This window comes from Rhodococcus sp. 05-2254-2, assembly GCF_002259095.1.
GTDB lineage: Bacteria > Actinomycetota > Actinomycetes > Mycobacteriales > Mycobacteriaceae > Rhodococcoides.
Map to the genome: position 1 here is coordinate 228,763 of NZ_NOZJ01000008.1, position 14,729 is coordinate 243,491.

Here is a 14,729-nt window from a genome sequence, read left to right on the forward strand (position 1 = left end):
GAAGACGGGAGGTACCTGACATGGTCGATCCGCTGCGCACCGACTCCGTCGACCTGGCCGACAGCGTCGACTTCTGGACCGCTGCGGTGAGTCGGACGTACGTCGATCTAGAGTGCACGATTCCCGAGAACGCGTCGGCCATCACCGGGCATATCGAGTCGACCGGACTTGCGACCCTCGGATTGTCGCGAGTGTCTGCGACAGCTCAGACCGTCCTACGAACGCCCGCAGGTATCTCCCGAACCAGTGACGACTACTTTCTGGTCAGCGTCCAGACGTCGGGAACAGGGTTCGTCGTGCAAGACGACCGAACGGCGGTCCTGCAACCGGGAGATTTCGCGCTCTACGACACCACCCGGCCGTACAGTCTTCGCTTCGACGATCCGTTTGCCCAGTACGTGCTGATGCTCCCCGGCGCAACGCTGCGAACGCTCGTCCGCGACACGGGTTCACTGACAGCACGGGCGGTGTCCGGACGGCAAGGGGCAGGAAAACTACTCGTGAGCATGATCTCGTCGATCATGGACGACGCCGACATGAGTACCGCGTCGGCCGAGGCCGTGTCGCAGAGCGTCGAGTACATCCTGGTCGCAGGCCTGGTCGGGCTGACCGGGGTCGAGAAGCCAGCACCGTATGCCGCGTCCGAGAGACTCGGCGAAATCAAGCGTGCGATGACGGCGCGGCTGCGAGATCCGGATCTGACCGTGACGGAAGTGGCGGCCTCCCTGCACTTGTCGCTGAGTACGGTGCATCGAGCGTTCGCCGGTGAGCCGTGTACCGCCAGTGAGTGGATCTGGATGCAGCGACTCGACGGCGTCAAACGGGCTCTGTGCGAGCCACAGAATGCTCGCACCACGATCGGCGCCCTGGCGGCATCGTGGGGATTCACCGACCCGGCGCACTTCAGCCGCGCCTTTCGGGCGCGCTTCGGGTGCACTCCCAAGGAGTTTCGCGACACCAACCGCGGGTGAGCTCAGATCCCGAGCGACCCGGCCAGTGTCGGCCAGCTCTTGGGCAGTTGTTCCACCCAGTAGGGCCAGGAGTGGGTTCCGGTTTCGGTGAAGTCGAACGTCGCGGGGATGTTCAGCAGACTCAGTCGATCCGCCAGTCGATGGGTGCAGTAGTTCGCGCCCACCTCGATGAGACCACCGACCACCACCACGTCGAGCGCCGACGCGCTGTCGAAACTTTCGTGGCGACCCGGCGCTCCCGTTCCCACCGAGACGTACACGTCGGTGCCGCGCAGGCTTTCGGCATTGACCACCGAATCATGTTGCGCCCAGGCAGGATCGAGAGGACCGCCCCACATGTTGTCGGCATTTCCGCCGAATGCTCCGACGATCGCGCGGATACTCGCCTGCCCCATCGGCTCCGAGGAGGCGAAACACCCGCTGTACGACGCCACCCCGGAGTAGACATCGGGGTTACGTGCGGCCAGCATCATGGCCGACTGTGCCCCCATCGACAGCCCGGCAATCGCGTTGCGTCCGTTGCCGTCCACGGCCGCGTCGATCAGCGGCGGAAGCTCCTCGGTCAGGAACGTTTCCCATTGATAGCGGCCGAGTTTCGGATCGTCTCGTTGCCAGTCGGTGTAGAAGCTGCCCGGTCCGGCGAGCGGCAGTACGACGTTGACGTTCTTGTCGGCGAAGAATTCCGCTGCTCCGCCCTTGCGGAGCCACATGCTGTTGTTCGGATCCTCTTCGCCGATTCCGCTGAGCATGTACAGCGTCGGCCGCGATCCGGTCTTCGCTGCCGGAGTCAGCACCTGCACGTCGACAACGGCCCCCATCGCAGGCGATTCGACGCTCAGCGTGCGCAGGGTGTCGGACGCGATCGACGTGTCGACAATCCGTGCCGCCGAGACAACAGGATCGGCGGAGACAACGCCGACCGAGGACACGGACAGCGCGGCGGCGACGGCGAACGTGGTGAAAATGCGTCGACGACGCATGGCGATCCTCTCGGGATGTGTCACAGGGGAACGGCGAATTGCATGGAGCATTGCACAGCAACCGACCGGATGGAACGCCGTACGAACATCCACCCGATTCGGACCGACCGGGACTCTGACAACACATCACCGCACGAGCATTCACCCTTCTTTGCAACGCTTTTCGGGCATCCAGTTCCGTATTCTGAGCATCGCTTCGTCCACTAATAGTTAGTGCACTAACCAATACTGGTAGCCTTGGCACCGTGACGACCACCGAAGATCCACTCGCGCTAGACCGCCAGGTCTGCTTCGCGCTCGCCGTCGCCAACCGCGCCGTGCTGTCGGTGTATCGGCCACTGCTCGAGCCGATGGGACTGACGCATCCGCAGTATCTGGTGATGCTGGCGCTGTGGGGCGAATCGCCGATGTCGGTCAAAGCCATCGGATCGGCCCTGCAACTCGACTCCCCCACCCTCTCGCCGCTTCTCAAGCGTCTGGAGTCGATGGGGTTGCTCACCCGCAATCGAAGCACCGAGGACGAGCGCGTTCTACTCGTCGCGCTCACCCCGGCCGGGGCCGCGCTTCGCAAGAAGGCCGAGAAGATTCCACCCACCGTCGTTTCGAAGCTCGGAGCGTCACTCGCCGAACTCGACGAACTACGATGCGTCCTCACCCGCGTGAACGACGCGGCCATCGCAGCAGGAGCACTGTCGTGAACACTCGTCCTACCCGCACCCGCCCGCGCTTCGGTCAGTGGCTGGGCTACGCCGTCCTCGGCCGCAAACTGCCTGACTCCATGCAGGATTGGGTTCGACGCGACCTCGTCGGCCCAGGAGCGACACCGCGTCACATCCTGCGGTCGATGATCCCGTTCCTGCCGATATTCATCGGATTCTTCGTTCTGTTTCCGGGAGCGATCTGGCTACGCGCGTCGATGGTGTTGCTCAGTTTGCTGCTCGCGCTGTTCTACACCGCCGCCTACATGGATCAGAATCGCGCTCGACGCCTCGAGATCCACGGGCTACCGGCCGATCTGAAGAGCCCGAAGAAGATGGCCGAGATGGAACGCGAGCGAGAGAACTACCGCCGCAATCACTGACGCTCTCGGTCGAGCCCGGCGGTGAAATCGTCGGCGATCATCGCCGCCAAGTCGCGGGTCTTGCGGTTGGTGTTCTGTGAGAGCTCGGTCAGTTGTGCGAAGGCAGCGTCCGCGTCGATGCGGTACACCGACATCAGGATTCCGACGGCTCGGCCGATGGACCCGCGGGTGTCGAGCGCAGTCCGTAGTGTCGCGGCCTCGTTGCCGCTTTCTTGGATCAGTTGTTCGCGCACGCGCGAGAGTTCGAGATGCACTCGAATTCGAGCCACCAGCTCTCGATCGTGGAACGGTTTGACGATGTAGTCGTCGGCCCCGCGCCCGAGCCCGTCGAGCACGAAGTCGGTTCCCGCTCGCGCGGTCAGCAGGATCACCGGCACCCGCTGCAAGGCGTCGTCGCGGCGGATCTCGTCCACGAGTTCCAGACCGCTGCGTCCGGGCAGCAGAACGTCGGAGAGCACGAGGCCCGGCATCGTCGATCGAGCGCTGTCGAGTGCGGTCTCGATGTCGCCTGCGGTGGTGACGGACCAGCCCTCGTCGGTCAGCAGGCGCACCAGGTAGTTACGCATGTCGACGTTGTCCTCGACGAGAAGAATGTCCGCGCGCTCGGTGGTCAGCGCCGCCGAGTCGCTCGCAGCGAAGATCGCCGACACCGAATCGGCGGGGGCGGCCGGCAGATCGACGGCTGCAGCCGCCTCGGCGGGTAGCCGCGGAACCACGACGGTGAAGGTACTGCCACGGCCCGCCTCGCTCTCGACGTCGATACGACCGCGCAAGACGGTGAGCAGGTCCGATACCAGCGCCAGTCCGATACCGGATCCTTCGATGCTGTGGGCACCCGATCGTTCGACTCGATGGAATCGATCGAAGATCAGCGGCAGGTCCTCCGCGGGGATCCCGAGGCCGGTATCCGCAACGACCAAGCGGACGACGTCGCTGTCGGTCCGCAGGCGCACGGAGATCCGACCGACCGGCGTGTATTTGACGGCGTTCGCGACGAGGTTGAACACGATCTTCGTCCACATCTCACCGTCGGTGAGGACGACGACGTCGTCGGCTACGTCGACCACGAGTTCGAGACCCTTGCCCGACGCCACCGCCTCGAACAGCGACGCGCAGTCACGCGTCACCGCTCCCAGGTCGGTGGGTTCGAGCCGGGGACGCAGCTGACCGGCATCGGCGCTGACCACGTCCAAGAGATCGTCGACCAGTCGACGCAACCGAGTCGACGCACGATGAACGACGTCCAACGACTCACGATCGACGTCGGTCAGCGTCGAGTCGACACTCTCGCGTACCGAATCCAACGGGCCGGCGAGCAAGGTCAGCGGCGTGCGGAACTCGTGTCCGACGTTCTCGAGCAGCCGCGTCTTCGCCTCGTCGGCTTCGGCGAGTGCCGCGACGCGTCGCCTCTCCATCTCGAAAGCATGCGAGGCGGTCAAGGCCGTGGACACCCGCTCGGCCACCGCGATCGAGAAGGACACGACGGAGTCGTCGCGGGCGCGAAATTCGTCGACGCCGACCAACAGGGCCCCGATGGGCTGAGCATGTCCCGCGAGCGTCAGCGGAACGATGACCGCCTGCGCGACGGATCCGGCAATCTCGACCGTCCAGCAGGGAACGCGTCCGTCGCACACGTCGAGAACATGGGCAAGGTCCCAGGTCGCGTCGTCGCAGCCGAGTGCGCCCGAGGTCGCGATGTGATCGAGCTGCCCGTCTTCGGCGAGGTCGCGGCGCAGATAGGCCGCGACGAGGGGAAACTCGCGGGCCTCGTCACCCAGAGTTTCGACCGCGGCGCGACAGATGCCTACCGGCCCCTCGGTGCCGTCACCCGTCAGTGAGCCCAGGGCGAGCAGCGCGTGCATGCGGCGTTCGCCGAGTACCTGCATCGTGACCTCGGTCGTGGCGACGAACACGCCGAGCACCGTCCGTCCGGCTCCGAAGATCGGGCTGTACGAGAAGGTCCAGTACGTCTCCTCGGGGTAGCCGAACCGATTCATGACGAACAGCTGCCGAACGCCGTGCACGGGCTTGCGGTCCTCGACCACGTGGGTGCAGAGACCGCCGACGTCGTCCCATATCTCGGACCAGCTCTCGCTGGCCCGCTGACCTGCGGCCTGCGGAAACTTGTCCCCGAGAAAATCGGTGTACGTGTGGTTGAAGATCTGCACCAGATGCGGGCCCCACCAGATCAACATCGGGATCGTCGACGGCATGACGGTGCGGACGGCGGTCACCAACTCCTGCGGCCAACTCTCCACCGGCCCCAGATCGGTCGCCGCCCAGTCCAGTTCCCGGAATCGCGCGTCGGTGGCGTTGTCACCCGGGAACAGCTCGTCCAGCTGGGCCGAACTGCCATCGGGTTGTGGGGAATTCATCGTCTCGTCCTTCGTACTGTCGTTCCGCTCCAGTCCGGCGGGTGCGATCTCGGCATCAATACTAGCCGAACGACCGGTATGCAGGCGTTTCGCTGATCCCTCACGGGGGTACTGCCGCGAGCATGCCCTTCTCATCAAGTCTCCCGTACCCCTTGGGCGTCTCGCGTCTGTCGAACGACGGTGCCAACCTTGCCGTCTACTCCGAAACCGCGGACTCGGTGTCCGTGGTCGTGCTGAACGACGACGGAACAGAGCGCAGTACAACGCCGTTGACGCTGCGTACCGGCCACGTTTTTCACGATCTGGTTCCCGACGTGACGCCGGGTGCACGCTACGGACTGCGCGTCGACGGTCCATGGGATCCGGCGTCGGGGCTGCGGCACAACTCGGCGAAGCTGCTCCTCGACCCGTATGCCACCGCCATCACCGGTCAGGTCGACTGGAACGAATCGGTGTTCAGCCACCTCCACGCCGAGCCGGAGACCCGCAACGACGAGGACTCGGCCCCGCACATGCCGTATTCCGTTGCCGTGGAGTCGAACTTCGACTGGTCCGGCGACGCGTCACCGCGCACACCACTCGATCGCACGGTCGTCTACGAGGTACACGTCAAAGGTTTCACTGCCACCAATCCCGATGTGCCCGAGGATATTCGGGGAACCTACGCCGGTCTGGCGCACCCCGCCGCGATCGCTCATCTCAAGCGCATCGGCGTCACCGCGGTGGAGTTGCTGCCCATCCACCAGTTCGTTCAGGACTCGCATCTGCTCGAGGAGGGGCGGCGGAACTACTGGGGCTACAACTCCATCGGATTCTTCGCACCGCACAACGAGTACAGCAGCAGCGGCGACACCGGCGGCCAGGTGGACGAGTTCAAGGCATTGGTCAAGGCCATGCACGAGAACGGCATCGAGGTCATTCTCGACGTCGTCTACAACCACACCGCCGAGGGCAATCACCTCGGACCGACGCTCTCGCTCAAGGGAATCGACAACGGCTCGCACTACCGTCTGGTCGACGAGGACCGCAGCGCGTACTACGACACCACCGGCACCGGCAACAGCCTCAACGTCGGCCACCCCGCTGCCCTGGCACTGATCCTGGACTCGCTGCGCTACTGGGTGACGGAGATGCACGTCGACGGGTTCCGCTTCGACCTCGCCAGCACGTTGACGCGTCAGGACTCGGACCTGGACGTGCACAGCGCATTCCTGAGCCTGGTACACCAGGACCCGACGCTCGCGCCGGTCAAACTGATCGCCGAACCGTGGGACACCCAGGGCTACCAGGTGGGCGGCTTCCCGGCCCGCTGGTCGGAGTGGAACGGCAAGTTCCGCGACGACGTCCGTGACTTCTGGCGCGGCGAGAGCGGCGCACTTCCGGCACTGGCTCAGCGCGTCACGGGCAGCCCGGACGTCTACGAGAGCACTCGTCGACCCACGTTGGCCAGCGTCAACTTCATCACCGCACACGACGGCTTCACATTGGCCGACTTGAACTCCTACGACGACAAGCACAACGAGGAGAACGGCGAGGACAGTCAGGACGGCGAGTCCGACAACCGTTCGTGGGGTTGCGGAGCCGAGGGCCCGACCGACGACGAGGGCGTCAACGCACTCCGGGCCCGTCAGCAGCGCAATCACCTTGCGACGCTGTTGCTCTCGGCCGGCGTGCCGATGATCCTCGGCGGCGACGAGCTCGGCCGGACGCAGAACGGCAACAACAATGCCTACTGCCAGGACAACGAGGTCTCCTGGTTCGACTGGAGCACAGCCGATCAGGACCTCATCGACTTCACCACCCACTTGATCGCTCTACGCGACGAACACCCGGCTCTGCGCCCCACGTGGTTCCGCCACGACAGCGATTCCGACGAGGAAGGAGCCGGACCGGACACCGTCGACTTCTACCGCGCCGACGGCGAGAAGCTCTCCGACGAGGATTGGTCGGACGGCAATGCGCACAGCATTCTTGTCCTCATGCGTGCCGGTGAGTCCGATGCGTCGTTCGCGTGGATGGTCAACGCCTCGCCCGGCACCGTGGAATTCACTCTGCCGAAGGGACATTGGACTCAGTCGACATCGAGCGACCCCGATCAGGCATACGAGGCAGGCGGGCCGTCGATTCTGATTCGCGAACACTCGTTCACGTTGCTGCAGGGCTGACCCCGCAACAGCCGACAATGGCGGCAGTCCTCGTCACGAGGACTGCCGCCATTGTTCGTCTCAGCTCACCCCGGCGCGCACGTCCGGTGCTCCGAGTCGAGCTGCATCGGCGGTGTCGTCGTCGGGCTGCTCCTGCGAATCCCGTTCTGCCAGAACACGGAGCCGGTAGTGCTCGATTTCCTCGGCAACATGCTGATCGTCCCACCCGAGGATGGGTGCAACCAGACGAGCCACCTCGATGGCCGCCGCTTCACCACGATCGGGAACCTCGATCGAGATTCGGGTCCGACGGGTCAGAATGTCGTCGAGATGCTGCGCACCTTCGTGACTGGCCGCATAGACCACCTCTGCCTTCAAGTACTCCGGTGCACTCTCGAGAGGCTTGCCGAGCTCTGGATCGGCGTCGATCAAGTCCAGCAGCTCACCCATCAGAGTGCCGTACCGACCGAGCAGATGCTCGACGCGTGAGACGCGCATACCGGTGCGTTCGGCCGTCAGAGCGCGGGAGTTGAACGCGCCGAGGTAGCCGTCGGCACCGACGAGCGGAATGTCCTCGGTGACGCACTTCGGTACCGTGCGTTCGAGCCCGTGCACCGCGGAATCGACTGCGTCCTTGGCCATCACGCGATAGGTGGTGTACTTGCCACCGGCAATGACCGTCAGTCCGCGGACCGGGCTGGACACCGCATGTTCCCGGGACAGGGTGCTGGTGGAATCGGATTCGCCGAACAGCAACGGGCGCAGTCCGGCGTACACGCCGACGACGTCGGTGCGGTCCAACGGATCGGCGAGCAGCTTGTTCACATGACCCAGGATGTAGTCGATGTCGCTCTGGCTCGCGGCCGGGTGAGCCAGGTCGAGCTTCCAGTCGGTATCGGTGGTCCCGATGATCCAATGACTACCCCACGGGATGACGAACAGCAGACTCTTCTCGGTCCGCGTGATGATGCCGGTGGCACTGTTGATGCGGTTGCGCGGCACCACCAGGTGCACCCCCTTGGAGGCGCGAACCTGGAATTGGCCACGGCCACCGACCATCTGCTGCACCTCGTCGGTCCACACCCCGGCGGCGTTGATGACCTGCTTGGCCCGCACCTCGAAGGAACGGCCCGTTTCCAGGTCGCTCGCCACGACGCCGACGACCTTGTCGTCCTCCCGAAGGAAGCCCGTGACGCGAGTGCTGTTGGCACACAATGCGCCGTAGGCGGCCGCGGTACGAGCGAGCATCATCGTGTGCCGAGCGTCGTCGACCTGGCCCTCGTAGAACTTCACCGCACCGCGGATCGCCGAGCGCTTGCCCGACGGGAAGGACTCGAGCGTCTTCTTCTTGCCGAGGTGCTTGTGGTGACTCGGGACGCCGCGTCCGGCACCCATGACGTCGTACACGCCGATGCCGAGCCCGACGTACGGACGGTCGATCACCTTCTCGAGCGGATAGATGAACGGCACCGGGCGAGCGAGGTGCGGACACAGCTTGTTCAGTACCAGCGAACGCTCCTTGAGCGCCTCGAACACCAACGCGAAGTTGAACTGCTCGAGGTAGCGCAAACCGCCGTGGAAGAGCTTGCTCGAGCGGCTGGACGTGCCGGCCGCGTAGTCACGCGCTTCGAGCAGACCCACTTTCAATCCGCGGGTCACGGCGTCCAGTGCAGTTCCGGCACCGACGACGCCGCCGCCGATCACCAGAATGTCGAGCTCTTCGGCTTCCATCCTCGCCAGCGCATCTGCGCGCGCCTGGGGACTCATGGCCGTTGTGGTGGAACTCATTCTTCATCAACCCAATCGAGAGTTCGTGTTACTGCCTTCTTCCAGCCGGCGTACAACTTCGCCCGCTGGTCTTCGTCCATGGACGGGGTCCATGTCTTGTCCTCGGCCCAGTTCTGGCGAATGTCGTCTTCGCTCTCCCAATAGCCTACGGCCAGTCCGGCGGCGTAAGCCGCTCCGAGAGCAGTGGTTTCGGCCACGACGGGACGGACCACGTCGACGTTGAGAATGTCGGACTGGAACTGCATCAGCAGTTCGTTGACCACCATGCCGCCGTCGACCTTGAGCACCTCGAGATCGACGCCGGAGTCGGCGTTCATGGCCTCGATCACCTCACGCGTCTGATACGCGGTGGCTTCGAGAACGGCACGCGCCAGGTGCCCCTTGTTGACGAAGCGCGTCAATCCCACGATGGCACCGCGGGCGTCCGATCGCCAGTGCGGGGCGAAGAGACCGGAGAAGGCGGGGACGAAGTAGGCACCGCCGTTGTCGTCCACCGACCGTGCGTCGGTCTCGATGTCCGCGGCCGAGGAGATCATGCCCAGGTTGTCGCGCAGCCACTGCACCAACGAGCCCGTCACGGCGATGGAACCTTCGAGCGCGTACACCGTCGGCTGGTCGCCGATCTTGTAGCAAACCGTGGTCAGCAGACCGTTCTTGCTCATCACCTTTTCGGTACCGGTGTTGAGAAGCACGAAATTGCCTGTGCCGTAGGTGTTCTTGGCTTCACCGGGAGACAGGCAGGCCTGCCCGAAGGTCGCTGCCTGCTGATCGCCGAGGATGCCGGCAATCGGCACTCCGCTGAACGGTCCGCGCTCACGGCCGGTTCCGTACACCTCGGAGCTCGAGCGGATCTCGGGCAGCATCGACACCGGAATGCCCATGTCTGCACAGATGCTCTCGTCCCACTGCAGGGAGTCGAGATCCATCAGCAGGGTGCGTGAGGCGTTGGTCGGATCGGTGTAATGCAACCCGCCGTCGACACCGCCGGTCATGTTCCACAGCACCCAGGTGTCCATGTTTCCGAAACACAGTTCTCCCGCTTCGGCTTTCGCCCGTGCACCGTCGACGTTGTCGAGGATCCACTTGATCTTGGGGCCGGAGAAGTAGGTGGCCAGGGGCAGACCGGTCTTGGCGGTGTACTTGTTGGCATCGCCCCCGCCCAGCGCGGTGGCGATGCGATCGGTACGGGTGTCCTGCCAGACGATGGCGTTGTAGATCGGCTTGCCCGTTGCGCGATCCCACACCAGCGCCGTCTCGCGCTGGTTGGTGATTCCCACGGCGGCGATGTCCTCGCGCGTCAGATCCGCTGCGGCCATGGCACCGGCCGCGACGGCGCGCACGTTGTCCCAGATCTCCGACGCGTCGTGCTCGACCCAACCGGCCTGCGGAAAGATCTGCTGGTGTTCCTTCTGATCGACCGCGACGACGGTGCCCGCGTGATCGAAGATCATGCAGCGTGAAGACGTGGTTCCCTGATCGATCGCGGCGACGTACTTTCCTGCGAACTCGGTCATGGCTTCTCTCCTGTGGTCTGGGTGTCTGCTGGGAGTCGTGATGGCGGCTCGGGCGTCGAACCTTCTTGTTTGCGTAGGTTCTTTCCGATGAGCAGGTCGTACAGGAACACTCCTATCGGTCCGCCTACGAGAGGTCCGACGATGGGGACCCAGAAGTACAGGCCGCCGTATTGATCTCGCCAGGCTCCACCGTATCCGGTGATGTACGACGCCAGGCGAGGTCCGAAATCTCGGGCCGGATTGATCGCGTAGCCGGCGTTGGTGGCCCACGCGAAACCGATGGCGACGACGATGAGGCCGACGATCAGCGGTGCCATGTTGGCCATCGGCGCGGTGCCGAGCGAATCGGTCACGGCCACAATGAGGAACAGCAGGATCGCGGTACCGATGATCTGGTCGATCAGTGCCGAGGACACGCTGACCGGCAGAGTTCCGTTACCGGGAAGCGTCGAGAAGATCGTCTGGGTGGCGGTGGTGTGGCCGGGGTCCACTGCGTTGATCATGTCGTTGTAGTTCCAGCGCACCAGCAGCGCGGCCACGAAGGCACCTGCGGTCTGCGCGAGGATGTACGGCGCAACCATCTTCCAGCTGAATCCGCGGAAGAGTGCGAACGTGATCGTGACCGCGGGGTTGAGGTGCGCGCCGGTGATCCGACCCGCGACGTAGATGCCGAACATCACGCCGAGCCCCCAGGCCCAGGCGATCGAGTCGTGGTCTCCGAGACTTCCCGATTCACCGCCCGAGACGACCTGCGCGACGACGCCGACGCCGAACAGAATGAGAATCATGGTTCCGGCGAACTCGGCAGCCATGTGCGCCGGCAGTCCCCATTCCGGTTCCTTACGAGCCATTGTGTAGCCTCCGCAAAGTTGGTGATGCACGCCACATTGCGTGCTGTTTGCCACGGTAGACGGCCTGCACTGCGTTGCACAGCTGATGCACATATGTGCAAAGCGGTCGTACACTGGCGATGGTGACGGACCAACGCATCGCACCCGAATCGGATCTGCGGACCGGCCATGCCACCCAGGCAGCGCGCCTCTACTACTTCCAGGACATGACGATGGCGGCGATCGGTCGTGAGCTGGGCGTATCTCGTTCGACGGTCTCCCGGCTCATCACGTTCGCGCGGGCATCGGGACTGGTGGAAATCAAGATCTCCACCCCTCTCGGTCAGGCGCCACGAATCGAGCGGGCTTTCGCTGATCTGTACGACATTCGTGCACATGTCGTTCCCGTGTCGGAAACCGTCGACGAATTGCAGCGCCTCGACCGCGTCGCCACCTTCGCAGGCCGATTGCTGACGTCGTTCTTCGAGTCCGACATGGTGATGGGCGTCGCCTGGGGAACCACCGTCAGCGCCGTCAGTCGCAAGCTCGCACCCAAACGAACCCACAACTCGACCGTCGTGCAGCTCAACGGCGCAGCGAACACCCGCACCACCGGGGTCTCCTACGCCACCGACATCGTCCGAACCTTCGCCGACGCCTACGGCGCTGTGGCGCAGGGCTTTCCAGTTCCCGCGTTCTTCGACTACCCCGAAACCCGCCGACACCTGTGGCGCGAGCGGAGCATCAAGCGAGTACTCGAACTGCAGGACCGGATGAACCTCGCCGTGTTCAGCATCGGCGTCATGAGCAGTGCCGTTCCGAGTCACGTCTACAGCGCCGGCTATCTCGAGCGCGAGGATCGAGCCGAGCTACAGCGCGACGGCGTCGTCGGAGATATTGCCACCGTGTTCCTGCGCTCCGACGGCAGCCACGATCGAATTGCGTTGAACGACAGATCGAGTGGACCGAGCCTGGACCGACTCAAGGTGGTGCCACGCCGAGTCTGCATCGTCGCCGGGGCGTCGAAACTCGATGCCCTCACCGCCGCGCTCCGCGGCGGATTGATCACCGACCTCGTCATCGACGACATCAGCGCGGCCCAGTTGATTCTCCGCTCGCGCGGCTGACCCACGTGAGCGGGTAGGAGTGGAGCCTGCAGGAACGACCAAAAGACACCTCGACCCCTGTTACGAAGTTTCGTGCACGTGCGCCTTGCGCTCAGTGGATTCTCGTGTCACTCTTTTCTTCATGACAACCGGAAAGGCGGACACCGCCTCCCTCACGTGAGCGCCGTGCCGATGCCGTCGACATTTCCCCGTCGCGGCACATTCAGTGACAATCCCGAAGATTATGCCGAGAGCATTCGCGCAATCTGCGCGCAACGCGATCGATGGCTCGCCTACGGCCTGAAGGCCGGCCCCTCCGACAGAACAGCCGCGGAATCGGCTGTGGCACAACTGTATCGAAGATCGGGTCGTCCTGAGCCGAAATTCTCATGGGTGGCATCCCCTGTAGCCGCCGCGGAATTCATGACATCTCGACCGATAGCGGACAGCGCAGGTGCAGGCTCCCTCATCGCAACACTGCTGTCGAGTTCACGCCGACGAATGGACCAGCGAATCGATCGGCGACAGATCGAATGGCCACAGCAGTACTACTACTCCGACAACAATGCACAGCGCGATCTGCAGGCGCGTATCGATGTCGCACGCCGTTCACCGACAGACGCGGCCTACGCCGACATCAGTCCCGATCCGATCATTCGCCGAACCGTACGAAAGTCTCTGCACACCAGCCTCTTCGACGGAGTGGCCACGGCTGTCCGAACCCTCGCTCCGCGCCCCTTCGGCACCGTCAGCTGGTACGGACAACAAGAAGCCCATCGCGTCGCCTACTACGACATCTATCGCTCTTTCGGCCTCATGACGTTCGGCCGCGAGGACAACGAGCTTCTCGACATTCAATCCGCCCTCATCGAGTCGACGGGATGGTGGTGGGCGTTCGACGACATCGCAGTGATGTCAGAACGGCCGACGGCTCTGCACACCGAACCGGTTCCCAATCCGGTGCACGGCGAAGTGCGACTGCATCATTCGACCTCCCCCGCGGTCGAGTTCGGCGACGGCAGCGGTGTCCATGTCCTCAACGGGACAGTGATTCCCGCTTGGGTGATCCATGATCCGACGGTCGAACGCATCACCGTCGAACGCAACATCGAGATCCGGCGAAGCGCCATCGAACGGATCGGCTGGGATTCGTATCTGGACCAGGCCGGTTTACGACTGATCGACACCGACGACGACCCGGGCAACCCCGGCTGCATCCTGCAACTGTTCGCCACCCCCGCAGGATGGGGCGACGAGGGTCGAATACTGCTTGCCGTCAACGGCTCTCGCGAACGGGACGGGGAGCGCCGACGCTACGGGCTTCGCGTCCCCGGCGCATTCTCGTCCGCGGTCGACGCCGCGGGCTGGACCTACGGTCTGGCCGGAGCCGATTACGGCCGACTACTCCGCAGAACCTGACCCCACACCCCGACCACACACCCTTACAACACACCCAAGGTGACAAACATGAACTCGAACATCACGCTGTCTGCACTGACCGACCTCACCGGCCTCGACGTATTCGACTATCTCGACAAGGAGATCTCCGTGCCCGTCATCGACGGCCTGCAAGCCCAAGGCGATCTGATCGTCGTACCGTACGTACTGCTCGACGGCATAGTCGTCCCCACCGAGCAGACCCGTCGCGAGGATGTGCCCTTGACGGGAATCGAACTGTTGCGCAGCGCTGCGGGCGGCAACCCGCACAGCCTGGTCGCCGACGGCGGCATCTGCACGTGGCTCAGTCCCGTCCACGACGTCCGAGGTCTCGCCCTGGGAATTCTGGCCAACTCGCAGACGGCGTACCTCATTCACCCCGAACACGGAGCCACCGGAATCGCTCCCGGTCGATATGTCATCGGCCGTCAGCGTGAAGGCGGACAGGGCGGTTGGTTCCATGCACCTCAGTTGATCGCCGACTGAGAGCCAGTGGCTCGCAT

12 protein-coding genes are annotated in these 14,729 nt (G+C 64.1%); 7 read left to right on the forward strand and 5 right to left on the reverse strand.

Going from position 1 to position 14,729, the window contains the following annotated elements; all coding sequences use genetic code 11:
* The first annotated feature begins 20 nt into the window (after nt 1-20).
* On the forward strand, nt 21-971 hold the full coding sequence (locus CH283_RS11205) for a helix-turn-helix domain-containing protein (protein ID WP_094638839.1): 951 nt from the start codon (nt 21-23) through the stop codon (nt 969-971).
* A gap of 2 nt (nt 972-973) precedes the next feature.
* Here the strand turns inward: CH283_RS11205 and CH283_RS11210 are convergent, their stop codons facing one another.
* Nucleotides 974-1,951, reverse strand: coding sequence for an alpha/beta hydrolase (locus CH283_RS11210; protein WP_094638840.1), 978 nt, complete (start codon nt 1,949-1,951; stop codon nt 974-976).
* Nucleotides 1,952-2,196: 245 nt separating this feature from the next.
* On the opposite strand from CH283_RS11210, the gene CH283_RS11215 reads away from it, so the two are divergent.
* Together CH283_RS11215 and CH283_RS11220 are read left to right on the forward strand one after the other, a co-directional pair.
* Nucleotides 2,197-2,649, forward strand: a complete 453-nt coding sequence (locus CH283_RS11215; RefSeq protein WP_094638841.1) for a MarR family winged helix-turn-helix transcriptional regulator — start codon at nt 2,197-2,199, stop codon at nt 2,647-2,649.
* The gene (locus CH283_RS11220; RefSeq protein WP_068054424.1) at nt 2,646-3,032 is read left to right on the forward strand and encodes a DUF5313 family protein; all 387 of its coding nucleotides are present in this window, start codon (nt 2,646-2,648) and stop codon (nt 3,030-3,032) included. Before CH283_RS11215 ends, CH283_RS11220 begins: the two co-directional genes overlap by 4 nt.
* On the opposite strand, the gene CH283_RS11225 is transcribed toward CH283_RS11220, so the two are convergent.
* A complete protein-coding gene (locus CH283_RS11225) occupies nt 3,026-5,407 on the reverse strand; it encodes a response regulator (protein WP_176460216.1) in 2,382 nt (793 codons plus the stop codon). The two genes, CH283_RS11220 and CH283_RS11225, sit on opposite strands and share 7 nt — an antisense overlap.
* A 122-nt stretch (nt 5,408-5,529) precedes the next feature.
* Here CH283_RS11225 and glgX point away from each other — a divergent pair, with 122 nt between their 5' ends.
* A complete protein-coding gene (gene glgX / locus CH283_RS11230) occupies nt 5,530-7,572 on the forward strand; it encodes a glycogen debranching protein GlgX (protein ID WP_094638843.1) in 2,043 nt (680 codons plus the stop codon).
* A gap of 60 nt (nt 7,573-7,632) precedes the next feature.
* Here glgX and CH283_RS11235 read toward each other — a convergent pair whose 3' ends face one another.
* The 3 genes from CH283_RS11235 to CH283_RS11245 are packed head-to-tail and all read right to left on the reverse strand — an operon-like array spanning nt 7,633 to nt 11,704.
* Nucleotides 7,633-9,339, reverse strand: coding sequence for a glycerol-3-phosphate dehydrogenase/oxidase (locus tag CH283_RS11235; RefSeq protein WP_094638844.1), 1,707 nt, complete (start codon nt 9,337-9,339; stop codon nt 7,633-7,635).
* Nucleotides 9,336-10,853 (reverse strand): glycerol kinase GlpK, encoded by a 1,518-nt coding sequence (gene glpK / locus CH283_RS11240; RefSeq protein ID WP_094638845.1) that lies wholly within the window; start codon nt 10,851-10,853, stop codon nt 9,336-9,338. The genes CH283_RS11235 and glpK overlap by 4 nt, the downstream gene beginning before the upstream one ends.
* Nucleotides 10,850-11,704: an MIP/aquaporin family protein gene (locus CH283_RS11245; RefSeq protein ID WP_032379865.1), complete on the reverse strand. Its 855-nt coding sequence runs from the start codon at nt 11,702-11,704 to the stop codon at nt 10,850-10,852. The genes glpK and CH283_RS11245 overlap by 4 nt, the downstream gene beginning before the upstream one ends.
* Nucleotides 11,705-11,826: 122 nt before the next feature.
* Here CH283_RS11245 and CH283_RS11250 point away from each other — a divergent pair, with 122 nt between their 5' ends.
* From CH283_RS11250 to CH283_RS11260, 3 genes are all read left to right on the forward strand, one after another.
* Nucleotides 11,827-12,810, forward strand: coding sequence for a sugar-binding transcriptional regulator (locus CH283_RS11250; protein WP_094638970.1), 984 nt, complete (start codon nt 11,827-11,829; stop codon nt 12,808-12,810).
* A gap of 156 nt (nt 12,811-12,966) precedes the next feature.
* Entirely contained in the window at nt 12,967-14,208 is a 1,242-nt protein-coding gene (locus CH283_RS11255) for a DUF6745 domain-containing protein (protein ID WP_373557634.1), read from the forward strand.
* Nucleotides 14,209-14,256: 48 nt separating this feature from the next.
* Nucleotides 14,257-14,712: a hypothetical protein gene (locus CH283_RS11260; RefSeq protein ID WP_068054403.1), complete on the forward strand. Its 456-nt coding sequence runs from the start codon at nt 14,257-14,259 to the stop codon at nt 14,710-14,712.
* Nucleotides 14,713-14,729 lie beyond the last annotated feature (17 nt).

Excerpts from the sequence above, each read along its gene's own strand:
- CH283_RS11210 (WP_094638840.1), bottom strand. The coding sequence starts at position 1,951 with ATGCGTCGTCGACGCATTTTCACCACGTTCGCCGTCGCCGCCGCGCTG.
- CH283_RS11260 (WP_068054403.1), top strand. The coding sequence starts at position 14,257 with ATGAACTCGAACATCACGCTGTCTGCACTGACCGACCTCACCGGCCTC.
- CH283_RS11205 (WP_094638839.1), top strand. The coding sequence starts at position 21 with ATGGTCGATCCGCTGCGCACCGACTCCGTCGACCTGGCCGACAGCGTC.
- glpK (WP_094638845.1), bottom strand. The coding sequence starts at position 10,853 with ATGACCGAGTTCGCAGGAAAGTACGTCGCCGCGATCGATCAGGGAACC.
- glgX (WP_094638843.1), top strand. The coding sequence starts at position 5,530 with ATGCCCTTCTCATCAAGTCTCCCGTACCCCTTGGGCGTCTCGCGTCTG.
- CH283_RS11245 (WP_032379865.1), bottom strand. The coding sequence starts at position 11,704 with ATGGCTCGTAAGGAACCGGAATGGGGACTGCCGGCGCACATGGCTGCC.
- CH283_RS11225 (WP_176460216.1), bottom strand. The coding sequence starts at position 5,407 with ATGAATTCCCCACAACCCGATGGCAGTTCGGCCCAGCTGGACGAGCTG.
- CH283_RS11235 (WP_094638844.1), bottom strand. The coding sequence starts at position 9,339 with ATGAGTTCCACCACAACGGCCATGAGTCCCCAGGCGCGCGCAGATGCG.